Annotated in this window: 17 protein-coding genes and 2 pseudogenes; 10 read left to right on the top strand and 9 right to left on the bottom strand. The window is 64.1% G+C overall.

Features of this window, described 5'->3' with window-relative positions; translation table 11 throughout:
- Positions 1 to 7: 7 nt before the first annotated feature.
- Positions 8 to 1,291 (bottom strand): FAD-binding oxidoreductase, encoded by a 1,284-nt coding sequence (locus FJ434_RS10010; protein ID WP_140745993.1) that lies wholly within the window; start codon positions 1,289 to 1,291, stop codon positions 8 to 10.
- 361 nt (positions 1,292 to 1,652) lie between these two features.
- Here FJ434_RS10010 and FJ434_RS10005 point away from each other — a divergent pair, with 361 nt between their 5' ends.
- From FJ434_RS10005 to FJ434_RS09975, 7 genes are all read left to right on the top strand, one after another.
- Positions 1,653 to 2,426: a glucose 1-dehydrogenase gene (locus FJ434_RS10005; protein WP_140745991.1), complete on the top strand. Its 774-nt coding sequence runs from the start codon at positions 1,653 to 1,655 to the stop codon at positions 2,424 to 2,426.
- Between the two features lie 80 nt (positions 2,427 to 2,506).
- The gene (gene hisD, locus FJ434_RS10000; RefSeq protein WP_140505793.1) at positions 2,507 to 3,829 is read left to right on the top strand and encodes a histidinol dehydrogenase; all 1,323 of its coding nucleotides are present in this window, start codon (positions 2,507 to 2,509) and stop codon (positions 3,827 to 3,829) included.
- 15 nt (positions 3,830 to 3,844) lie between these two features.
- Complete coding sequence (locus tag FJ434_RS09995) at positions 3,845 to 4,873, top strand: alcohol dehydrogenase catalytic domain-containing protein (RefSeq protein ID WP_140745989.1); 1,029 nt, start codon at positions 3,845 to 3,847, stop codon at positions 4,871 to 4,873.
- Between the two features lies 1 nt (position 4,874).
- Positions 4,875 to 5,606, top strand: coding sequence for a histidine utilization repressor (gene hutC, locus FJ434_RS09990; protein WP_140745987.1), 732 nt, complete (start codon positions 4,875 to 4,877; stop codon positions 5,604 to 5,606).
- A gap of 431 nt (positions 5,607 to 6,037) precedes the next feature.
- Positions 6,038 to 7,045: an ABC transporter substrate-binding protein gene (locus FJ434_RS09985; RefSeq protein ID WP_140746085.1), complete on the top strand. Its 1,008-nt coding sequence runs from the start codon at positions 6,038 to 6,040 to the stop codon at positions 7,043 to 7,045.
- Between the two features lie 124 nt (positions 7,046 to 7,169).
- Positions 7,170 to 7,937 carry an ABC transporter permease gene (locus tag FJ434_RS09980; protein ID WP_181165849.1) on the top strand — a complete coding sequence of 256 codons (768 nt, stop codon included), beginning with the start codon at positions 7,170 to 7,172 and terminating at the stop codon, positions 7,935 to 7,937.
- Positions 7,938 to 7,947: 10 nt separating this feature from the next.
- Entirely contained in the window at positions 7,948 to 8,730 is a 783-nt protein-coding gene (locus FJ434_RS09975) for an ABC transporter ATP-binding protein (protein ID WP_140745985.1), read from the top strand.
- A 36-nt stretch (positions 8,731 to 8,766) separates the two neighbouring features.
- On the opposite strand, the gene FJ434_RS09970 is transcribed toward FJ434_RS09975, so the two are convergent.
- From FJ434_RS09970 to FJ434_RS09960, 3 genes and pseudogenes are all read right to left on the bottom strand, one after another.
- Positions 8,767 to 9,096: a hypothetical protein gene (locus tag FJ434_RS09970; RefSeq protein WP_140745983.1), complete on the bottom strand. Its 330-nt coding sequence runs from the start codon at positions 9,094 to 9,096 to the stop codon at positions 8,767 to 8,769.
- A 196-nt stretch (positions 9,097 to 9,292) separates the two neighbouring features.
- Positions 9,293 to 11,185 (bottom strand): ABC transporter ATP-binding protein, encoded by a 1,893-nt coding sequence (locus FJ434_RS09965; protein ID WP_140745981.1) that lies wholly within the window; start codon positions 11,183 to 11,185, stop codon positions 9,293 to 9,295.
- Positions 11,185 to 13,037: pseudogene (locus FJ434_RS09960) on the bottom strand (ABC transporter ATP-binding protein). Before FJ434_RS09960 ends, FJ434_RS09965 begins: the two are co-directional and overlap by 1 nt.
- Positions 13,038 to 13,356: 319 nt before the next feature.
- On the opposite strand from FJ434_RS09960, the gene FJ434_RS09955 reads away from it, so the two are divergent.
- Complete coding sequence (locus tag FJ434_RS09955; protein ID WP_140745979.1) at positions 13,357 to 14,796, top strand: 2-hydroxyacid dehydrogenase; 1,440 nt, start codon at positions 13,357 to 13,359, stop codon at positions 14,794 to 14,796.
- A gap of 28 nt (positions 14,797 to 14,824) precedes the next feature.
- Here FJ434_RS09955 and hutH read toward each other — a convergent pair.
- From hutH to FJ434_RS09930, 5 genes and pseudogenes are all read right to left on the bottom strand, one after another.
- A pseudogene (hutH, locus tag FJ434_RS09950) lies at positions 14,825 to 16,320 on the bottom strand (histidine ammonia-lyase).
- A 148-nt stretch (positions 16,321 to 16,468) separates the two neighbouring features.
- A complete protein-coding gene (locus FJ434_RS09945; RefSeq protein ID WP_140745977.1) occupies positions 16,469 to 17,572 on the bottom strand; it encodes an alcohol dehydrogenase family protein in 1,104 nt (367 codons plus the stop codon).
- 9 nt (positions 17,573 to 17,581) lie between these two features.
- Positions 17,582 to 18,961 (bottom strand): aspartate aminotransferase family protein, encoded by a 1,380-nt coding sequence (locus FJ434_RS09940; protein ID WP_140745975.1) that lies wholly within the window; start codon positions 18,959 to 18,961, stop codon positions 17,582 to 17,584.
- 36 nt (positions 18,962 to 18,997) lie between these two features.
- Positions 18,998 to 20,491 (bottom strand): NAD-dependent succinate-semialdehyde dehydrogenase, encoded by a 1,494-nt coding sequence (locus FJ434_RS09935; protein ID WP_140745973.1) that lies wholly within the window; start codon positions 20,489 to 20,491, stop codon positions 18,998 to 19,000.
- A gap of 130 nt (positions 20,492 to 20,621) precedes the next feature.
- Positions 20,622 to 21,113: an Lrp/AsnC family transcriptional regulator gene (locus tag FJ434_RS09930; protein WP_140714870.1), complete on the bottom strand. Its 492-nt coding sequence runs from the start codon at positions 21,111 to 21,113 to the stop codon at positions 20,622 to 20,624.
- An 83-nt stretch (positions 21,114 to 21,196) separates the two neighbouring features.
- Between FJ434_RS09930 and FJ434_RS09925 the strand changes: the two genes are divergently transcribed.
- Both FJ434_RS09925 and ehuA read left to right on the top strand, forming a co-directional pair.
- Positions 21,197 to 22,582, top strand: a complete 1,386-nt coding sequence (locus tag FJ434_RS09925) for a PLP-dependent aminotransferase family protein (RefSeq protein WP_140505768.1) — start codon at positions 21,197 to 21,199, stop codon at positions 22,580 to 22,582.
- Positions 22,583 to 22,725: 143 nt separating this feature from the next.
- Positions 22,726 to 23,517 (top strand): ectoine/hydroxyectoine ABC transporter ATP-binding protein EhuA, encoded by a 792-nt coding sequence (gene ehuA, locus FJ434_RS09920; protein WP_027145205.1) that lies wholly within the window; start codon positions 22,726 to 22,728, stop codon positions 23,515 to 23,517.
- The last annotated feature ends 34 nt before the right edge of the window (positions 23,518 to 23,551 follow it).

The raw sequence follows: 23,551 nt of genomic DNA, 5'->3' as shown, positions 1-23,551 counted from the left end.
CTTCTCATCAAAGCCCGAACCGGTCCTTCATCCGGCCAGAAAGGATCGCCGCCTTGACGCCAAGCGGCCAGAAGCGATGGAACCGGATTGGCTTGAGCGGCGATATCGGCATCGGAAACGGCGATGTCTCGTCGCCCCGTAGGCGCCGCGCCAGGGCAGCGCCCATCGCCGAGGCCATGGCAACACCGCGGCCATTGTAGCCAAGGCAGATCAGCACGCCGTCTTTCGGCTCGTGAACGTGCAGGAGATGGTCCTTGGTGATCGCGACCCGGCCGTTCCAGCCATGTGTCCACCCGGCTCCAGCAAGCGACGGCCAGAGCCGTAGCGCATGGTGGGTGAGGTAGCGGATGGCGGAAGCATCGCCGATCGGGCTCATCGGGCCCCGGCCGCCCATGAGAAGCCGGTTCTGGGCGTCGATGCGATAGTACACGGTGATGTTGCCGGCTTCGTAGACGACGGGCCTTTCCGGGAGAATTGCCGCCGCGGCTGCCGGCGCAAGCGGCTCGGTCGCCGCGATGGCGCTGAACACCGGGACGAGCGACTGCTCCAGGCCCGGCCACAGGTTTCCGGTATAGCCGTTGGTCGCGATCAGGACGTTCTCGGCGCTGACGGAACCGCCTGCCGTCTCGAGGACCCAGCGTCCGGCCTGCCTGCTCAGCGAGAGCACCTCGCTGCCGCCGAAGATCCGCGCGCCGGCCTTCTGCGCGGCGACTGCCAGGCCAAGCGCGTATTTCAAGGGATGGAGGTCGCCGCCGCGGGCATCGAACATGCCGTATATATACCTGTCCGTGCCGATACGCGCCGCCATCGCCCTTGCGTCGAGCATTTCAACCGGCATTCCCCGCCGCTCGCATTGCGTTGCCGCGGCCCGCACGGAGGCTGCCGGCTTCGGCCGGATCGCCGCGCGTATGGTGCCGTTCTGCCGGGCCTCGCAATCGATCGACAGGCGCCTGATGAGATCGAAGGTGAAATCCGGCGCGCCGTAGGAGAACTCGATCATCCGCGGCCCAAGCTCCGGGCCGAACATCGCCTCGATGGTGTCCGGATCGTATTTGAGGCCGGGATTAACCTGGCCGCCATTTCTGCCCGACGCTCCCCATCCCGGCTGGTGGGTCTCGATCACGCAGACGTCTTCGCCGGCTTCCGCCAGATGCAAGGCGGTGGAAAGGCCCGTGAAGCCACCGCCAACAATGGCGACCCTAGCCTGCTGCGGACCGGCAATGGCGGGGTACTTGCCGGCGCCGCCAGCCGTTTCGCGATAGAGGCTCCTAGGCGGGCTGCTTTCCAGCATATGACGGGCTCTCACGACAGGGCGGCGGGCTTGACGGGCAACCGGCTTTCAACTGCCCGATATCCGGCACGCGCGGCAGACTCAGACTTTTTTGTCGGGTACGCCAGGTAATTCTGCAGGGCTTTCGGAAATCTCAGGTTTGGACATGTTGGTCTCCCCCATCGCCGGCCGATTATCGTCTTGGACAAACCTCGAACAATCGCCGCCCGTGGCATCTCGTATGAACGAGCTAACTTTGTGATCGCGCATGCGGCGGATGACGTCACCCTCAATCTCACTCGATGCTGTTTGTACATGCTTGTATATGCAACTCGATCTGATAGTCTCTCTGCCACGCAACCGGGGCGGCCAAGGAGGATCAATGCGCAACGCTTCTCTTTTCGACCTTTCGGGCAGGAAGGCGCTTGTCACCGGCGCCAGCCGCGGCATTGGCCGCAGCATCGCCGAGGCGCTGAGCGCCGCCGGCGCCGACCTCGCGGTCACAGCGCGTAACCGGGACTCGCTCGGTGAGACGGTGGCGGCCATCCGCGCCGCCGGCGGGGTCACGCATGCCATTGCCCTTGACGTGACCGATGTCGGCCGGTGCCGTGCGGCCACCGCCGAGGCAGCCCGCCTGCTTGGCGGCCTCGACATTCTCGTCAACAATGCCGGGGTGGAAGAGGTCCGGCCCTCGCTCGACGTCGACGAGCCCCTCTGGGACCGGATCATCGATACCAATCTCAAAGGGGCGTTCTTCTGCGCCCAGGCGGCGGCGCGGCAGATGCGGGACGCCGGGCGGCCCGGCGCTATCATCAACCTCTGCTCGCTGACTTCAGAAGTCGGTATTCCAACGGCGGTGCCATACGGTTCGTCGAAATCGGGCCTGCTCGGCATGACACGGGCGCTGGCAGTGGAATGGGCGGAACTTGGCATCAGGGTCAACGCCATCGCCCCGGGCTATTTCAGGACGGCGATGACGGAAATGTTCTACGGCAACGAGGCGTGGCAGCAATCCATGCTCGCCAAGATTCCGCAGCATCGTTTCGGCGATCTGCGCGATCTGCACGGCATCGCCGTGTTCCTTGCTTCGGATGCCGCAGCCTACATAACCGGCCAGTCCATTCCGGTGGATGGCGGTTTCCTCGCATCGATCTGAGGCGGCTCGCCCAGGTTTGAAAACAGAGTCTTCCGCAATGTGACCGGCCGGCACATTGCGTTCCAACAGGAGGGAATACCATGTCCGACATCAGCTTCCATGATCTGTCATCCCTCGATGCCACCCGGCGGGCCGGTCTGCTGAAACGCGCCGAGAGCGATCTGTCGGTCTTCGTCGAAAAGGTCCGTCCGATCATCCAGGCGGTCAGGGACGAGGGTGACGCCGCCCTGATCCGGTTCGCCAGGGACTTCGACAAGGCCAATGTGGCCGAAGGCGGACTGAAAGTGTCGGAAGCGGAATTCGATGCGGCCTTCGACAAGGTCGAGAAGGACGTCGTGGAGAGCATCAGGTTCGGCATCGAAAACATCCGGCATTTTCATGAAGAGCAGAAGCCGGAAACCATGTGGCTCAAGGAAGTCCGGCCGGGCGCCTATGCCGGCGACAGATATACGCCGATCGCATCCGTCGCGCTCTACGTGCCGCGCGGCAAAGGGGCCTTTCCGTCGGTGACGATGATGACGTCGGTTCCGGCTGTCATTGCCGGCGTGCCGCAGATCGCCATCGTGACGCCGCCAACCTCGGATGGCTCTGTGGACGCGGCCACGCTGGTCGCCGCTCGCCTCGCCGGCGTCGAGACCGTGTACAAATGCGGCGGCGCGCAAGCCGTCGCCGCGGTCGCCTACGGCACCGAGACGGTGAAGCCGGCGCTCAAGATCGTCGGCCCCGGCAGCCCTTGGGTGGTGGCGGCCAAGAGCGTGCTGTCCTCGATCATCAACACGGGTCTGCCGGCCGGGCCGTCGGAAGCCATTATCTTTGCCGACGACAGCGTCGACGGAGGCCTTGCCGCGCTCGATCTGCTGATCGAGGCCGAGCACGGGCCGGATTCCTCGGCCTATCTGGTGACGCACAGCCGCAAGGTTGCCGAGGCAGCACTTGCTGCACTTCCCGACCACTGGTCGCGCATGACCGAGCAGCGTGTGGAATTCTCGCGCGCGGTGCTGACGGGAGAGCGCGGCGGCATCGTGCTGACCGCGTCGTTGGAAGACTCCTACCGCTTCATCAACGACTATGCGCCCGAACATCTCGAGATACTCTCGAAGGAGCCGTTCGCGCATCTCGGCCACATCACCGAAGCGGCCGAAATCCTGATGGGTCCGCACACGCCGGTCACCCTCGCCAATTTTGTCCTCGGGCCGAATGCCGTGTTGCCGACCAGCCGCTGGGCGCGGACCTATGGGCCGCTCTCGGTAACGGATTTCGTCAAGCGTTCGTCGGTCGGCTATGTCACCTCGGCCGCCTATCCGGAACTGGCGCTGCATGCCCGCAGGCTCGCCCGCTACGAGGGCTTCAGTTCGCACGAAAACGCGGTTTCGGAAATCCGCGACCGCTATCTCGCCGGCTGAGCGGAGACGATCACGATGAAGGCGGCACGACTTTATGGACCGGGCGATCTGCGCGTCGAGGATATCGCCGCGCCAGGCATTCCGGATGCCGGCTGGGTGAAGCTCAGGGTCGATGCAGCAGGCATCTGCGGTTCGGATCTGCACAATTTCCGCACCGGCCAATGGATAAGCCGGTCGCCTTCGACATCAGGCCATGAGCTGACCGGCACGGTGATCGCGCTGGGCGAGGGCGTCGATACCGTCGCCGTCGGCCATAGGGTGGTCGCAGATTCCCGCTTCTGGTGCGGAGATTGCACGCAATGCCGCGCCGGCAAGCGGCATCTCTGCACTTCGCTGGGCTTCGTCGGCGAAATCTGCGATGGCGGCTTTGCCGAACAGGCGGTGCTGCCCGCACGTCTGCTGCATGTCATCGACGCCGGTCTCGACGAGCGGGTCGGTGCCATGGCCGAGCCGCTCGCGGTCGCGCTGCACGCGGTGCGGCGGTTGCCGAGAACGGCGGGCTCGGTGCTTGTCGTCGGTTGCGGTCCGATCGGTGGTCTCGCCGCGCTGTTGCTCTCCCGAACCTCCGCCGGCACGGTGCTCGTCGCTGACCGCAACCGGGACCGCTGCGCCCGGGTGGCGCGGGTGACCGGCGCCACCATCGTCGATCTCGACCGCGATGCCATTGCAGCCGCGACCGCCAATGCCCCGCTGCTGGCGGCCCTCGAGGCGACGGGCAGCATCGCCGCATTCAACCAGTTGCTCGGCGTTCTCGATCCCGGCGGCGCGGTGGCGATGGTCGGCATCTTCCATGGCCGGCTCGACATCGACCCCAATGTTCTGGTCGAGCGCGAGATCGCATTGCTCGGATGCCATGCCTTCGCCGACGAATTGCCAGAGGCCGTGCGGATGCTGGGCGAACTAAGTGAACCGCTGCTGGCCCTGATCGATCGCGAGATCGGCCTGGACGAGATTCCAGCCGCCTATGAGCGGCTGCTGGCCGGGAAGAGCGATGGCTTGAAGACAATCATCCGCGTGCGGCAACCTGCCGGAAAGGATTTTTGAGATGATCGATTTGCCCGACACGGCGAGCCCCCTTTACGAGAAGGTGAAGGATTACATCCTGACCAACATCGGAACGGGCAAATGGGGCAAGGATCGCAAGCTGCCGTCCGAGAACGAGCTGGTGGTTTCGCTGGGTGTGTCGCGGATGACGGTTCACCGGGCCCTGCGGGAACTGACCGCCGCAGGATTCCTGATCCGGCTGCAAGGTGTCGGCACGTTCATCGCGCCACCCCGGCCACAATCGACGCTGATCGAGATCAACAACATCGCCGCCGAGATCGTCGAGCGCGGCAACAGGCATCGCTCCGAAGTTCTCGTCCTCGAAACCATCGTGCCCACGAAGGAACTCGCGCTGTCGTTCGAGTTTGCCAAGCGCACCTCGGTCTATCACTCCGTCGTCGTCAATTTCGAGAACGACCTGCCGGTGCAACTGGAGGAGCGTTTCGTCAATCCGAACCTGATCCCCGACTACGACAAGCAGGACTTCACCAGGACGGCGACCTACGACTACCTCATGCAGAAGACCCCGGTGACCGAGGTCGAGCATATCATCTCCGCTATCCCGGCCGACAAGGAGACGGCGCAGCATCTCGGCATCGATGTCGGCAGTTGCTGCCTTCTCCTGCATCGCCGAACGTGGACGGGGGCGGTCGTGGCCACGATCAGCAAGCTGGCCTATGCCGGCAGCCGCTACTCGCTCGGCAGCCGCTACTCGCCTTCCAGGGCAAGCTGAAGCCAACGAGCCAATGCAAGCCGAGATTTCACGGCGACAGGAAAAGTCCTGATCGCAGCATTGCTCGCCAATCCACCGGCAGCATGCCGCGACGCTCGAGTTCCAACAGCAAGGAATGGTCGCGGCGCGCCCGATGGCGGAACCGACCGGATGACCGGTTTTCTCGATCGGATCGATCCTGAAAAAGCGTGAGCACTCGGGCGGGAGATTCGACGGTTCAAACGTAAAATTGGACTCCACCAACTTGTATATGCATGTATGTATTTCAGCCTTGACATCCGCTGCCGCTGACGCTGAGATATGTCGGCACTTCAACCATGAAGTGGCGGGCAAGACGCCGAGGCACAGTGCCGCAAGAGCAGAACCCCGCAGTCTCACCAGACCGGATGCCTGGGTAAAAGCGGTCTGATCATCAAGGGGAACGAAAGATGATGCTCAACCTAGCAGGACAATTTCGCGCATTGGTGATGGCCGTTGCCGTCGGGCTCACCGCCGCCCCGGCGGCCCATGCGACCGATGCGGCCATTCCCACGACGCCCGAGGCCGGTCCGTTCAAGATCGGCATCGAGCCCTGGCTTGGATATGGCCAGTGGCACGTCGCCGAGGCCAAGAGCCTGTTCAAGACGAACGGCCTGTCGGACGTCCAGATCGTCAATTTCGCCGAGGACAAGGATATCAACGCGGCACTCGCAAGCAGCCAGCTCGACGCCGCCAACATCGCCACCCACACGGCGATGGGCATGGTTGCGGCCGGCCTGCCGGTAAAGATCGTGCTGCTGCTTGATGTCTCCATGACGGCCGACGCCATCGTCGCCGGCAAGGACATCACCTCCATCGCCGATATCAAGGGCAAGCAGGTCGCTTTCGAGGAAGGCACGACGAGCGACATCCTGCTCAAATACGCGCTCGCCAGGAACGGCATGTCGGTAGCCGATATCCAGCCGGTTCCAATGCCTGCCGCCGACGCCGGCAGCGCCTTGATCGCGGGCCAGGTGCCGGTCGCGGTCACCTACGAGCCGTACCTCACTGTCGCCATGGCGCAAAACAAGGATGTCAAGCTGCTGTTCACCGCCGGCGAGGATCCCGGCCTGATCAGCGACGTCCTGGTGGTGCGCGACGAGGTGATCAAATCTCGGCCCGGCCAGGTGCTGGCCATGATCAAGAGCTGGGACGCCGCGCTCAAGGACTACAAGGCCGACACCCCGGGCGGCCGCGCCATCATCGCCAAGGCTGTCGGTTCCGACGTCAAGGACCTCAACACCGCCTTCGACGGCGTGCGCTATTATTCCCTGGCCGAAAACAAGACGGCGCTCACCGGCGATTTTACCACCAAGACATTCGCCGACGTCGAAGCGGCCGCCAAGAACGCCAAGCTACTTCAGGCCGACGTGACGCCGGAGCAGATGATCGACCCGTCTTTCGTCAAGGCGGCGCAATGACGAGATCCGGATCGCGGTGGTAACGCAGATGTCCGGGGAGCCTCCCGCGAAAACCGGTTTGGCCCGCCCGACGCCGGCGCCCGCCGCAAAACCGGCGAGGCGTCGCCGATCCTCCGGGATCGGCGTGCCCATCGCCAGGTCGCGTTTCCTGGCGATAGCGGTGGCTGTCTTTGTCGGCCTTGGTCTCGCCTGGTGGGCGGCGACCGGGCTGGAATGGGTGAAACCCATCTTCCTGCCGTCGCCAGGCAGCGTCGCGACCCAGATCACCAAGCTCGCGGCCGACGGTACCTTGTGGCTGGACCTCAGGGCCTCGATGTACCGCATTTCCATCGGCTTTCTCCTCGCCTCGGCATTGTCCATACCGATCGGCGTGCTGATCGGCAGTTTCCGCTCCTGGGAGGCGGCCATCGAGCCGCTGGTGGATTTCATCCGCTATATGCCGGTTGTCGCCTTCGTGCCGCTCTCCATCCTGTGGGCCGGTACCGGAGACACCCAGAAATTCCTGATTATCTTCATAGGCACCTTCTTCCAGCAAGTGCTGATGGTCATGGACAATGTGAAACGGGTTCCTACCGATTTCATCGGCCTTGGCCGCACGCTCGGTCTGCCGGACCGCAAGATCCTGACGCGCATCGTCGTGCCCAGTGCCTTGCCGGGCATCTGGGACACGCTGCGCATCAGCCTCGGCTGGGCATGGACCTGGCTGGTGCTGGCCGAACTCGTCGCGGCGACATCCGGCCTGGGCTATCGCATCACCGTGTCGCAGCGCTATTTTCAGACAAACACCATCATCGGCTACATCCTGCTGCTGGGCGTGCTCGGCCTCATTACCGACCAGGTCATGAAGGCCTTGGAGAAGGTACTGTTCCGGCAGGAAGGCCACCCGCAATGAGGAACCGCCGATGACAGTTCCCAAATTGCGCATCGCCGGTCTCGACAAGAGCTTCGGCACCGGCGAGCGGCGTACGCAAGTGCTGCGGGACATCAATCTCGACCTTGCCGACAATGAGTTCGTCTCCCTCGTCGGCACGTCGGGCTGCGGCAAGAGCACGTTGCTGTCGATCGTCGCCGGACTGCAGGATTTTGACGCCGGCGACCTCAGCATCGATGGCGCACCGATCTTGCAACCGGGTCTCGACCGTGGTGTCGTGTTCCAGTCCTACACGCTGCTTCCCTGGCTGACGGCGCGGCAGAACATCGAGTTTGCCCTCAAGGCGGCCGGCTATGACCGATCCTCGTGCCGCGAGATCGCGCTCGAGCATCTCGACCTCGTCAAGCTGTCGCAAAGCGCTGATCGTTTCCCGTCCGAACTGTCGGGCGGCATGAAGCAGCGCGTCGCCATCGCGCGCGCGCTCTCCTATCGCCCCAAGATGCTGCTGATGGATGAGCCCTTCGGTGCGCTCGATGCCTTGACGCGGCATCAGATGCAGGAACTGCTGACCCAGATCTGGGAAGAGCATCGGCTCACAGTGCTGTTCGTCACGCATGACGTCGAGGAGGCCGTCTACCTCTCGGATCGCATCGTCGTCATGGGGATCGGCCCGGGACGCATCATGCAGACCTTCAACGTCGACATCGAGCGCCCGCGCCGGGAAGAGGTGATGGAAACTCCGGCCTTCATGGATTTGCAGCGCGGCGTGCACAAGGCGATCCGCGAGGCGTCAAGACGTCCCGAAATGGCGTAATACCAGCAAACTTCGTTGGCCACCGACGGTCAGGAATCAGGGGCCGTGGGGACTGCATATGTCGAGCGTCCATGCGATGGTGCCGCAAAAGTCGCCGGCATACCCACGGTAACTGCCGTAACCATTGTAATAGCTGTCCATCCAGTTGCTGTTGTCGGTCGAATTCCCGCCGGTCCAACCGCTACCGACCCAACCGTAACGGTGTCCGTGTCCGCGGTTCGCGGCGTGCGTGTGGCCATTATGGGCGGTGGTGACGCGGACATAGTGATGCCTGGCGACGGCGGCATCGGCGACAGTGGCAAACGGGACAGCGCTCGTGGCCAACGTCAACACGATGGAACAAAGGAATACGCTTGGCTTTCTCATAAGCATGTCTCCTTTTCATTCGAGACATATGGAAAAGAACGCGCGCCTCCCCGCACACGTTCCTTCACGAAATCGGGCTTTCACGGTCCCGAGGACGGCGTGCGGGTCAGCGGCCACATCAGGGGATCTCGCAAATAGGTCTTCTCGGCAAGGGGTATGGAAGCAATCCGTCCGTTCGCACCCCGCCAGCACGAGCTTACGTTGCTTTGCCGGCCGCCGCGTCCATTCCCGTCTCTTCCGCGGAAATGTCGTCGAAGGAAGCGTAGTTCATATTGTAGAGGCGGGCATAGAGGCCTTTCCTCTTCATCAGCTGCTCATGATTGCCGCTTTCGACGATCTCGCCGTTCTGCAGCACGATGATGCGGTCGGCGCCGCGGATGGTGGCCAGGCGATGCGCGATAACCAGCCCGGTGCGGCCCTCCAGCAGTTTGATCAGCGCCTTTTGGATCAGCATCTCGGTGTAGGAATCGATGCTGGCCGTGGCCTCGTCGAGGACGAGGATCTTGGCGTCGGCCACCAGCGCCCGCGCGAAGCTGATCAGTTGGCGCTGGCCGAGCGAGAGGTTGCCGCCGCGCTGTTCGAGCTCGGTGTCGTAGCCGTCAGGCAATTGCTCGATGAAGTCGTGCGCGCCGACGGCCTGGGCGGCGCGCACCACCTCTTCACGGCTGGCACCGGTCTTGTGATAACGGATATTCTCCAGCACTGTGCCGGAGAACAGGAACGGTTCCTGCAGGACCATGGCCACCTGGTCGCCGAGCGAATCCTGCGTCAGGTCGCGCACATCATGGCCGCCGACCAGGACTTCCCCCGACCAGACATCGTAGAAGCGGTGCACAAGCGCCATCGAGCTCGACTTGCCCGATCCGGTCGGGCCGACAAGCGCGACCGTTTCGCCCGAATTGACGCGGAAGGAGACGTTCTTCAGCACCGGCTGGTTCGGCCGGTAGCCGAAAATGACATTCCGGAATTCGACCGAGCCGTCCATGTCGCGCGACAGCGCCACCGCATTTTCCTTGTCGCTGACATCCACCGGCACGTCGAGCACTTCGGAGATACGCTGGCCCGAAGCCATGGCGCGCTGCATGACGCTGTATTGCATGGTGAGCGAGCGGATCGGGTCGAAGAAGCGCTGGATGTAGAACAGGAACGCCACCATCACGCCGATGTCGAGACTGTGCGACAGCACCATCGACCCGCCGACGACGATCACGGTCGCCATGGCGATGCCGGTCAGCGTATCGACGATCGGCACCATCACCTGCGCGTATCTCGCCGACCGCAGATGCGCGTTGAGATTGGCCAGCACCTTCTCGTCGTAGAGGTCGAAATTGACGTGCTGGCGCTCCAGGCTCTGCACGGTGCGCACGCCATGGATGCCTTCGGCAAGCGCGCCGTTGGCGATGGAGTTGGTCTCGTGCGCCGCCATGAAGGCGACCTTGGCGCGCGGCAGCCAGAACAGGCGCACGATGAACAGCATCGGCATGGTCGACAGCGTCAGCAGGCCGAGCCGGAAATCGAGCCACAGCAGGACGGTGACGATGCCGAACAACAGCACGATGTCGCCCACCGACATCACGGATGTCTCGAGGAATTCCTGCATCGAATTGACGTCGCCCTGCAGGCGCGACATCAGCCGGCCGACCTCGGTCCTGTCCATGAAGCCGAGAGAGACCCGCTGCAGGTGGCTGAACATGGCACGACGCAGGTCGGATAGCACGTTTTCGGCCACCTTGCCGACGACGCTCTCCTGGACATGGCTGGCGGCGTAGTTGATGAGGATGATGACGGCAAAAGCGACGATCGCGGAGATCATCACCGATCGGTCGAGCTTGCCTGGCGCCATGCCGTGATCGATGGCGTAGCGGATGACCAGCGGGATCGCCAGTTGCGTCAGCGTGAACACCAGCACCGCGGCGACCGAGATGAAGATCCGGCCCTGATATGGTCTGACGAAGCTCCAGATGCGCCTGACGATGCGCGGATCGTAGGCCTTGCCGAAGACCTCTTCCTCATCGCGGTGCGAGCCGACGACCGCCTTGGTCGGGCGCCGGCTTGTGTCTTCCTTCTCGTCGTCGTCCTGCGTCGACATCAGGCGGCTCCCTCGAGCCGATCTTCGTCCGGCCGCAGCTGCAGGTCGTAAAGCGCGCGGTAGCGTCCGCCGAGCACCAGCAATTCCTCATGCGTGCCGCGTTCCACGATCCGGCCGCCCTCGACGAACAGGATCTGGTCGGCATGCATCAGCGAACTCAGCCGATGCGAAATGATGAGCGTCACGCGATCCCTGGCGAAGCGCTTCATCGCCGCCCGGATCCGCTGCTCGGTGCCAGCGTCGACGGCGGCCGTGGAATCGTCGAAGACCAGCACCGATGGCCGCAGCATCAGGCTGCGCGCGATGGTCAGGCGCTGCCTCTGACCGCCCGAAAGCGACGCGCCGCGTTCACCGACGACCGTGGTGTAGCCGGCCGGAAGGCCGATAATGTAATTGTGCAACTGGGCATACTCGGCGGCCTGCCCGATGCGGGTCTCGCGCGCCCAGGGATTGCCATAGGCGATGTTGTTCTCGATCGAGGTGGTGAACAGGAACGCGTCCTGCTGCACGACGCCGACAGCCTTGCGCAGCGATTGCAGCGTGACTTTGCGGATGTCCTGCCCGTCAATGGTGATCGCGCCTGAGGTCACGTCATAGAAACGCGGGATCAAATGCGCGATCGTCGACTTGCCGCTGCCGGGCGGGCCGACGATGCCGACGGTCTCGCCGGGCCTGGCTTCGAAGGAAAGGCCGGAAAGCATCGGACGCTCGCCGGCGCCCTCATAGCGGAAGCCGACATTGTCGAAGCGCAGCACGCCGTCGGTGATGACCAGATCTTTGGCATCGGGCGCGTCCTCGATGTCGAGCTCCGCATCGGCAGTTCGAACAGCCGCGTGCCGCAGGTCGAGGCGCGCGCGAAGGAGTTGACCATCAGGCCGAGCTGGCGCACCGGCATCTGCAATATGGTCATGAAGGTGAGGAACTGGGCCAGCGTGCCGACGCTGATCTGGCCCGCGATCACCTTCTGGCCGCCGAACCACAGTACCAGGCCCATGGCGGCCAGGAACGAAAAGTTCATGGCGCTGGTGTTGGAGACGCGGATGTCGACGCGCTCATTGGCGAGCTCCAGCGCATCCTGCTTGGCGCGGTCGAACTTTGCCAGCTCATGCCGCTGAGCCGCGAAGGCGCGCACGACACGGATGCCGCCGAGATTCTCGTCCATCACCCGGCTCAGCACCGACAGCCGCTCCTGCAGCGTCAGCCAGGTGCTGCGCAGCCGGAGCTGCGTCACCGAGGAGCGCCAGGCGACGAATGGCACGAAGCTGAGGCTCAACAATCCGAGCACGAGATCGGTGCTGATCAACAAATAGGCGCCGACGCCGATCAGCACGCCAAGCAGCACCACGCGCAGGATGCCGGTGGAAAAGAACATGCGCACGCCGTCGAGATCGAGCAGCCCGAGCGTGATGAGGTCGCCGGTATGGACCTTGTCGTGGAAGGAAAAGCTCAGCCGCTGGATCTTCTCGTAGAAGGCGAGCCGCAGCTCATAGCCGGTCTGATGGCCGACGGCCTCGCCATAGTAGTTCTGCGCCATGGTGAAGAGGCCGCGCAGGATGCTGACGACCAGCAGCGTCAGCGCGGTAGTCCACAGCGCCTGCTCGGCCGCGGTGCCGGCACCCGTGGCCATCACCCCTTGCGCCTGGTCGATGGCGCGGCCCAAGAGGCGCGGAATGAAGAGCTGCAGCGTCGCTGCGACAAAGGTCGAGATGAGGGTGATGGCAACCTGCCAGGGATGGCGCAGCGTCATGCGCACAATGCGCAGCAACGTGCTGAGGCCCTTGCCCCAGGAGGCTTCCGCCACATGGGCAAATGATTTGCCGCGCTTGGCCGCGCTGGTTGCATCCGTGTGCAAGGAAAATACCCAGACCAATCCGGACATTAGCCCGAACGAATGTAGCAGACTCAATCAGATAGCGCGATTTTACGCGCGTCCGGCTTGCCCGTTCAAGGGGCCAATGACGGCATCGCACTGTACCTGAAAGGCGGTGCCGCGTGCCATCTCGGCCATGGCCATCAGGGCCTGATCGGCGGTGCGGTCACCGGCAAGATCGTGTCGCAACTCGCCGCTGGTCTGCCGCCGGTGATCGATCCCGCACCATTCCGGGCGGATAGGTTCTGGTTATTCAGCGCCTGCTTTATCAGTAGGCCTCCGTCCTGCATGAGGGAACGACGTGACCGCGACCACAGACATACACGCCGTTGAGCCGATCGATCCGCAACGCGCCTACGCCGTTCTGGTCTGCGACCTGATCGGCCTGCGCTTCGACGCTGATGGAAAGCCAGACCCTTCGGAGGTGTGTGCCCATATCGAAGCCAAGGGCGGCCGCTTTCATGCGACCGGACTTGGCGACAAGACCGCTCTCGAACCTGGCCGGGTGCATTTCTTCTACCAGCCGGATCTCAGCACCCGCGAAGAGCTGATCGAGGCCGCCGGTGACGGACGCTATGACGCCGTCATTGCCGCCGCCACCTTCCTGCCTGCCGAGACCGTTTTTCCGCTGGCCGGCGTGCGGATCGGCGCCGGCACCGGCAATATGGGCTCGCGCTCGTGGGGCGGCGGCAGTGGCGAGGGCGGCTCGGCGGTGCTGATGAACACGCCCGGCATCAACAGCCGCGCCACCGCGCAGATGGTGATGAAGGCGATCCTGAAAGTGCTGCCGGATCTCCCGGTCGACACACTTCACGACCGGGTGGCGCGGGGCGCCTTCGACACCGGCAGGGAACTGCGCGATTTCCCCACCGAAAAGCTCGAAGGCAAGACGATTGCGATCATCGGCTACGGCAATATCGGCCGCGAGGTGGCCAAGCTTGCCCGCGCTTTCGGCATGCGCGTGGTGATCCATGCGCGGCCTCGGCATCGGGACTGGATAGAAGCCGAGGGCTTTGCCTATGCGGCGGACCTCGGCGACGCGGCTCAAGGCGCCGATGTGCTGAGCGTTCATGTCGGCCTGGGCAAGCAGGATGCGCGGACCGGCCGCTATGCCAATGCCGGACTCATCGGCACGGACATTTTGTCTCGCATAAAAAGCGGCGCTGTGCTGGTCAACTACGATCGCGGCGAGCTCGTCGACGTCGCGGCCTTGGGCGACGCCCTGAACGCAGGGCAGGTGCGCCACGCCGCGATCGATGCCGACCTGTTCAGGGATTCCTCCACTGGCAGCCTGTCCGGCCCGATGCTGCCTTATCTCGGCTTGGTCGAGAAGCATGGCGCCAGGCTCGAGCTTCTGCCGCATGCGGCGGCCGACACGGATCATCCCTCGCGCGTCGCCGGCGCCAAGCAGGCCGTCGACCAGATATTCGATGTCCTCTGCCGCAAGACAGTGACGAATGCAAAAGGCACCGTGCCGCCAGGCTATCTTTCGCTTGGAGCGACCGCGCCTCCCGGCATCGGGCCGGTGACTGCGGATCATCTTTTGAAATTGACCTCCAACGACTGCGCTGAATTGGCAGACGTCTGTGATCGGCAGAACCGGTTGTGGAGGATCTTGGCTGACATGCCGCAGCCCGAGCGCGGTAAGATTGTCGCCGAACAGGGTGAGGCGCTTGTCAGGCTGATCGACCGCTTCTGCCTTTTGGCCGAGCAACTGAATCTCCGGGGCCCGTTCCAATAGGAACGCGATTGCTTGATGGAGCGCCGGCTCAGTCCCGGGGACCGGACACCATACGGGCGACCCGAGTCATGTCGGCGCTCATCTCGCGGTCGTCGTCGAGCGGGCTGACGAGCGCGCGGACGGCGGCAAAGGTGCGCTGCGGTCCTTCGCCCATGCTGTCGACGACGCCACGCAACTCCACGCCCGTCGCCGCGAAGATCAGTTCCATAGCAACGAGGTAGCGCAGGCGCTCGACAATCTCGGCGGTTTTGGCCACCACGCGCGGCGCCATCGACGACTGGTCTTCGATGCCGTCCGATACGGCAAGCGGGCTGAGCGACATCGGGTTGGCGAGATGCCGGATCTCGGCTTCCAGCGCGGCGAGCGGCTTCTGCAGTTCAGCGTAGCCCTGGCGGCTGCCGCCCCTGGCCGACAGGAATCGCGGCAACTCCGCAATTGTCGGCGACATCAGCTTCATGCAGCGGTTGGCGGTGCCCACCGCGCAATGGGCGAGCGCCTGGCCGAGATGCTCCCAGGCCAGCGTCATCGCCGTGAGGTCGAAATTGCCGTTTGAGACGACGCGTCCATCCTCGGGCAGGATCACCGGGTTGTCGCCGGAATGGGTCAGTTCGATCTCCGTCGCCAGCTTCGCCTGTTCGAACGCATGCAGCAGGCCGCCCCAGACCTGCGGCACGCAGCGATAGCTGAGCGGATCCTGGAGCCGCCGCGCCGCTTTGTCCTTCAACAAGCCGCTTCCCGCCAGTTCCGCACGCAGCCGGGCGCCGATCTCGCGCTGGCCGAACGCCGGCCGGGCGGCCAGGGCATCCTCGTCGATCGCGGTCAGGGAAGAACGGAACGCCTCGTAGTTGAGCGCCACCGCGGCCAGCGCCCAGTCGATGAGATGGGCGACGTCTTCGAGACACAGGCACGCCGTGCCGGTCGACAGGCTGTTGGCGACGATGATGGCGTGGCCGTCCTTCTCGCGCAGGTCGAGCGGTTCGAGCCGGCGAGTGCGAGCGCCTCGGCCGACGGCATGATCTTGCCCTGGTATTCCGTCTCGCCGTCGCCGCGCAGCGCTCGCGCCATATGGCCGAGATGGGCAAGGTCCGCCGCGCCAATCGATCCCCAGGTGGGGATCACCGGATGGACGCCGGCGTTGAGCGCCGCCACGAGGCCCATCACCACGCGTTCGGAAGTGCCGGTGCCGCCCGCAGCCATGCCTGAGATCCGCGCGGCCATCAGCGCCCGCACCGCCTCGGTCGGAAGGGCCGGGCCGATACCCATGCTGTGGCTGAGCGGCACGCTGGGCTGGAAGGCGATCAGATCGGCCTGCGCGAGCGGCGTGTCGACACAGGCGCCAAGGCCGGTCGTGACGCCATACATCGGCTTGCCGAGTTGCGTCAGCTGCTCGATGAGCGCGCGGCTCGCCCGGATGCGCCGCATCGCCTCCTCGCCCAGCGTCAGCCGCGCATTGCGCCGCGCGATCTCGGCGACGTCAGCCGCGCTGAGCGGCTTGGCGTCGAGCAGTATCATTCGGGCTGTCATGTCTCGCCTGTATCCCGTGACCGGATGCCCGGGCCGGTGGCGCTGCGAGCGTCATCGTTTGTGGCGCCTTGCAGGCACGACTGCAAGCCATTCCGATTATGACAGCAGCAGGAGAAGGAGTTTCGGGCGAAAGGCCGGGGTTCCGGGGCTAGGCGAGGCGCTCCGCGACAGCGTCGGGCACCACCACCAGCTTGCCGACGAAATCCTTGGCGATGAAATCGGCCTGCGCGTGGTGGAAATCGGACAGCTTGTAGACGCCGCCGACCAACGGCCTGACCTTGCCCTCCTCGATGTAGCGAACGATGCGGCGGAAATCGGCGCGCGTGCCCTGGCTCGAACCATGCAACTGCAGCTGCTTGAGATACATGGTCCTGAGGTCGAGCTGGACGACCGGGCCTGCAATCGCGCCGGCGGTGGTGTAGCGGCCTTCGGGTCGCAGGATGCGCAGCAGATCGTTGAAGATCGCGCCACCGACGAGATCGGCGACCACGTCGATCGGCTGGCCGCCGGTCGCTTCGGTCACGGCTTGCGGCAGGTCTGCGACGCCACGGGTTATGACCGCCTCAGCGCCGATGTCGAGTACGGCCTGTTCCTTGCCCTTGCCGACGACGGCATAGGGGATGGCGCCACGCGCCCGCGCCAGTTGCACGATGCCGGAGCCGACGCCGCCGGATGCACCGGTGACCAGCACACGCTCGCCGGCTTTAAGTGCGGCGCGTTCCAGCATCTGCTCGCCAGTAAGGTAAGCGCAGCAGAACGTGGCGAGTTCGACGTCGCTCAAGGTGGTGTCGACGACATGCGCGTTGTCAGCCGGGACGGTCTGGTATTCGGCATAACCGCCATCGCGGCCATGGCCCATATAGTCGATGTCGGCGAGTGAATCGTCGTCGCGGTTGTAGATGGAGAAATCGACCATCACCCGTTCGCCGATGCGATCGGGCGAAACGCCTTCGCCGACGGCAACGATGGTGCCGACCGTGTCGGTGCCCTGGATGCGCGGGAAGGTCAGCGTATTGCCCTGCCTTCGCCAGGTCGACACCGCGTCCGCATCCTTCTCGGTACCATAGGCGCCCTGGCGCACCCAGACATCGGTGTTGTTCATCCCGCAAGCGCTGACCCTTATCAGCACTTCACTTGAAGCGGGGGCAGGCACTTTGACATCGGTGCGGTAGACGAGCTTTTCCGGTCCGCCGTGCCCGGTGAGCAGCACGGCGGCCATGGTGGCGGGGAGGGTTTTGGTCATGGCATTCATGGATCGGTCTCAGAGATTGGCGAATACGCTGCTCACGGCATCGGCGGTCTTGGCCACCACGATGTCGGCTTCCTCGCGGGTCAGGCACAGCGGCGGCGCGAAGCCGAGAATGTCGCCCTGCGGCATGGCGCGGCCGATGACGCCGCTTGCGGCAAGGGCCGTGGCAATTTGCGGTCCGATCTTCAGCGAAGGGTCGAAGAAGACACGGTCGTCACGATCTCTCACGAATTCGACCGCTGCCAGCATGCCGTCGCCGCGCACCTCACCGACGTGTTTGTGACCGCCGACGGCCTTGGCCAGTTCGGCACGGAAATAAGCGCCGGTCTCGCCGGCATTCCGCACCAGGTCCATCTCGTCGATCAGTTCGAGATTGGCGACCCCGGCGGCGACGCAGATCGGATGCGCCGAATAGGTCCAGCCATGGCCGAGCGAGCCGAGCTTGTCGGAGCCCTGCACCAGCACCTGCCACATCTTGTCGGCGACGATGACGCCCGACAGCGGCGCATAGGCAGAGGTCAGACCCTTGGCGATGGTGATCAGGTCCGGCTTGATGCCGTAGTGATCGGAGCCGAACATCGTGCCCAGCCGGCCGAAACCCGTCACCACCTCGTCGGCGACCAGGAGCACATCATACTTTTTCAGCACCGCCTGGATTTTTTCCCAGTATCCGGCGGGCGGCGGCACGATGCCGCCGGTGCCGAGGATCGGCTCGCCGATGAAGGCGGCAACCGTGTCGGGACCTTCGGCCAGGATCATCTCCTCGAGCTTGTCGGCGCAATGCTGCGAGAATTGCTCCTCGTTCATCGAGCGGTCGGCGCGGCGGAAATAATAGGGCGCCTCGGTGTGCAGGATCGGCGCACGCGGCAGGTCGAAGGCGTTGTGGAAGAGGTCGAGCCCGGTCAGCGAGCCCGTCATCACGCCCGAGCCGTGATAGCCGCGCCAGCGCGAGATGATCTTCTTCTTCTCCGGGCGTCCCAGCACGTTGTTGTAGTACCAGATCAGCTTGATGTTGGTTTCGTTGGCATCCGAACCGGATAGGCCGAAATAGACCCTCGACATGCCCTTCGGCGCGCGGTCGATGATCATCTTGGCCAGCGTGATCGAGGCCTCGGTGCCGTGCCCGACATAGGCGTGGTAATAGGCGAGGTTCTTCGCCTGGGTCGCGATGGCATCTGATATCTTCTGGCGGCCATAGCCGACATTGACGCAATAGAGGCCGGCGAAGGCATCGATGCTCTTCTTGCCGTTGTTGTCCCAGACGGTGACGCCTTCACCACCGGCCATGATCCGCGTCGGGCTCTCGCCACGGGCATGCGTGCCCATATGCGTCGAGGGATGGAAGAAGTGGTCGCGATCCCAAGCGGCGAGTTCGTTGGACTGATCGAGCATCTTTTTTGACTCCTTGAAAGAGATCCGGGTGCGAGCCTACGCCACATCCAGGCAAAGGTATTTGAGATCGGTGAAAGCTTCCAGCCCGTGGCGCGAGCCTTCGCGGCCGATGCCGGACTGCTTGACGCCGCCGAACGGGATCGGCGCGCCGGTGATCTTCACACGGTTGATGGCGACCATGCCATAGTCGAGCGCGCGGCCCATGCGCTGTTGGCGGGCGCCGTTCTCTGTCACCACATAGGCGACGAGGCCATATTCGGTCGCATTGGCGCGGGCGATCACCTCGTCCTCGTCGTCGAATGCTGTCACCGCGGCGACCGGACCAAAGGTCTCCTCGCGCATGATCAGCGCTTCGTCGGCGACATCGACGAGCAGTGTCGGCTGGTAGAACAGCGGCCCGGCCTGATGCCGCTTGCCGCCGGTGAGGCAACGCGCGCCAAGGGCCATGGCGTCAGCAACCTGTTCCTCGACCTTCTTGACGGCGCGCTCATGCATCAGCGGCCCGATGTCGATGTCATCGGCCAGGCCATTGCCGGCCCGCAGCGCCTCGATGCGCTTGGCGAAAGCCATGCAGAATCGGTCGTAGAGCGGACGCTGGACATAGATGCGGTTGGCCGCAAGGCAGTCCTGGCCCGAGGTGGCAAATTTGGCGTCGATAGCGATGGCCACCGCTTTGTCGATATCGGCGTCGGCAAAGACGATCAGCGGCGCGTGGCCGCCAAGCTCCATCACCAGCCGCTTCATCGTCGGCGCACTTTGCGCCGCGATCAGCCGGCCGATCTCGGTCGAGCCGGTGAAACTCATGGCCCGCACGCGCGGGTCTTCGCACATGCGTCCAACGATCGTCGCGGCCTTGCCGGTGACGATGTTGAAAACGCCGGCGGGCAGGCCGGCGCGTTCGCCGAGTTCGGCCAGCGCCAGCGCCGAAAGTGGCGTCTCCGAGGAGGGATGCGCGACGATGGTGCAGCCGGCGGCTATTGCGGCAGCTGCCTTGCGCGTCAGCATGGCCGACGGAAAATTCCACGGCGTGACCACGCCGACGACGCCGAGCGGTTCGCGCCGCACCATCATCTCCGCGTTCGGCAGATGGCTGGTGACACTCTCGGCGTTGAGACGTTTCGCTTCCTCGGCATACCATTCGATGAAGGAGGCGGCGTAGTCGATCTCGCCGAGCGACTCCTTCAACGGTTTGCCCTGCTCCAATGTCATCAGCAGGGCGAGGTCGTCTTTCGCCGCGATGATCAGGTCGAACCATTTCCGCAGGATTTTCGAGCGCTCCTGCGGCAACAGCGCCCGCCACGCCGGAAAGGCGCGCGCGGCGGCGTCGATTGCCTTTGTGGTCTGCCCGGCATCGAGCGCCGCAACGAAGGCCACGGTGGCGCCGGTCGCCGGATCGGTGACCTCGAAGCTCTCCGCAGCCTCACTCGCCGTCCAATGGCCGTCGACGTAAGCGAGTTCGCGCAGCAGCCGGCGGTCGGCGAGCCGGTCTAGCGCTTCGTGGCGATGCGAGCGGGCGAAATGCGCGGACATGGTCGAAGCCTCCCGGTTCGGTTTGATGCGGGGAGACTATCCATCAGCGGCAGACAGAGAGGCTGTTTGAACGCCTGGCCGTAGAGAGAATCTCTCTATTGCACCGAGAGGGCAGCCCATTTCTCCGGCGCTATGTCGGTGCCGGCAGCAGGTCCGCTATCGGCAGCGCGACATCATCTTTTACCGTCTTGATGACGATGTAAGTGAAGTAGCGGTCGATGCCGATCTCGCGATCGAGCAAGCCGTCGACCAGCCGCTGATAGGCGTCGATGTCGCGTGCCATCACCTTCAACACATAGTCGACGCCTCCACCCACCGACCAGCAGGCGACGATCTCGGGGATGTCGCGGATGACGCGCTCGAAGCGGTCGAAATCGGCCTGGCGGTGGCTGGCCAGCGTCACCTCCATCAGCACCGTGGCGACCGGCGCCACGACGCGCATGGCGATCCGGGCGTGATAGCCCGAAACGATGCCGGCTTTTTCGAGCTTGCGCAGCCGCATCCAGCACGGTGTTGGCGACAGCCCGACCTGCTCGGCCAGCGCCAGCTTGGTGATACGTCCGTCACGCTGGATGGCGTCGAGGATTTTAAGGTCGATCGCGTCGAGTTTCGCGGCAGTCATCAGCGCTCACTTTTTCGTCGATCGTACCATGACGGCGCATTATTTCGATTGTCAATTGCACTGATTTCGATCTCTAATAAGTCATGACATTGTGGCAACCCGATCCTACGCTCATCCGGCGGCCAGCCTATCAATCGTTGGCCGATCAGTTCGCGCGCGCCATCCATGACGGCCGCCTTGCCAATGGCGCGCGGCTGCCGACGCATCGCAGGCTGGCGGACGATCTCAAGCTGTCAGTGCAGACCGTGAGCCGCGCCTACGAGGAATTGATCCGGCGTGGCCTGATTTCGGGCGAGATCGGCCGTGGCAGCTTCGTCCAGACGCAGCGCCGCGAACCGGAGCCGCCCTATCTGCCCGAGCGCCTCGGCGAGGTCATCGACCTGTCGATTCTGAAACCGGTCTGCGAGCCGATGCACCTGGAGCGCATGAAGCAGGCGCTGGGCTGGCTCGCCGAAAACCTGCCGTCGAGTTCGGTGCTGTCGTTCCGGCCAAACATGGTATTCCCGCGCCACCGCGCCGTGGCGGTCGAGTGGCTGAAACTGTGCGGCCTCGATGCCTCCCCGCAGAACATCAGCCTGACCAATGGCGCCACCGCCGGCATGACAGTGGCGCTGATGAGCGTGGCGCCGCCGGGCTCCACCGTCGCCACCGAGGCGATCGGCCATCACACGCTGGTGCCGCTCGCCCGTTATCTCGGCTTCAATCTCGAAGGCCTGCCGATTGACGGCAATGGCTTGATTCCGGAAGCGCTGGACGAGGCCTGCCGGCTTTCCGATATCCGCGCCGTGTTCGTCCAGCCTTCCGTCATAAATCCCACGGCAACGCTCATGGATGCGGCGCGCCGCGAGCAGATCGCGGCGGTGGCGCGCAAGCACGACATCGCAATTATCGAGAACGATGTGCTGGGTCCGCTGGTCGAGGATCGACCGCCGCCGGTCGCCGCTTTCGCACCGGAGCGGACGCTCTACGTCACCTCCTTCACCAAGATCACCGTGCCCGGCCTGCGCATCGGTTATCTCGCCGCGCCCGATCGTTACGTTGCGGCCGTCGCCAACCGGCATCTTGTCTCGAACTGGATGGCGACACCAATGGTGGCCGAGATCGCCACCAAATGGGTGACCGACGGCACCGCGATGGAACTGGTGCGCTGGCAGCGCGCGGCGTTGCATCGCCGGCAGGATATCGCTGGCGAGGTACTCTCAGGTGTCGACTACCGTGCCCGCCGCGACGGATTGCATATCTGGCTGCAACTGCCGGCCGACCGCTCCGAGGAGAGCTTTGTCGCCCAGGCCCGGTTGCAAGGCGTGGCCATTGCGCCGGGCACCTCCTTCCGCATTTCGGATGCGCCCTGGCATCCGGCGGTACGCATCTCGCTGGGTTCGACCACCGAGGGGGAACTGCGGGCCGGTCTCGGCGTTGTCACCAAACTCTTGCTTGGCGATCCCGAGCATTTGCTGCTCGCAATCTAAGCCTGCCCAAAAAGCCGGCTGTGCTTGACTGGAAAATGTGCGCAATCGGAATAATTGTCATGATATTATTTTCCCAATTGACATGATTTGGCGCGTTCCGCATCGTTAAGGGCACCAGCCTTCTCCAGCACGGGGAAATTCATTTGTCCGCATCCGCACCCATCATCAAGGTCGACAGCATCTCGAAGAGCTTTGGCAGCTTCAAGGTCCTGGACGGCCTCTCGATGCAGGTCATGCCGCGCGAGAAGTTGGCGCTGATCGGCCCCTCCGGCTCGGGCAAGACGACGATCCTGCGCATCCTGATGACGCTGGAGCGCATCGACGGCGGTCACATCCAGATCGACGGCGAGCAGCTCTACCACATGGAGCGCAACGGCCAGCTGCTGCCGGCCGACGAGCGCCATCTGGCGCGGATGCGCCAGAAGACCGGCATGGTCTTCCAGCTGTTCAACCTGTTTCCGCACAAGAGCGTCATCGACAATGTGACGTTGGCGCCGATGCTGACCAAGGGAACGCCGCGCGCCGCTGCCGAGAAGCGGGCGATGGAACTGCTCGAGATGGTCGGCATGGCCGACAAAGCGAAGGCGATGCCGGCCCAATTGTCCGGCGGCCAGAAGCAGCGCGTGGCGATCGCCCGCGCGCTCGCTTTGCAGCCGAAGATCATGCTGTTCGACGAGGTGACGTCGGCGCTCGACCCGGAACTGGTCGAGGAGGTACTCAACGTCTTGTGGCGGCTCTGCGCCGAAACCGACATGACCATGCTGCTGGTCACGCACGAGATGGGTTTCGCCCACGACTTCGCCGACCGGGTGCTGTTCTTCGATCGCGGCCGCATAGTCGAGGAAGGCAAGCCAGACGAGATTTTCCGCAATCCCAAGCAGGAACGCACGCAAGGGTTCCTGAAGAAGATCATCGCGGCCGGACACCGTGTCTGACCGCATGCCAAAGGCGGCTAAGCCGTCCTGAAAT

This window comes from Mesorhizobium sp. B2-5-13 (genome assembly GCF_006440535.1).
GTDB lineage: Bacteria > Pseudomonadota > Alphaproteobacteria > Rhizobiales > Rhizobiaceae > Mesorhizobium > Mesorhizobium salmacidum.
Note: the sequence above shows the minus strand (reverse complement) of the source record. Positions and strands in the feature narration are given on the sequence as shown.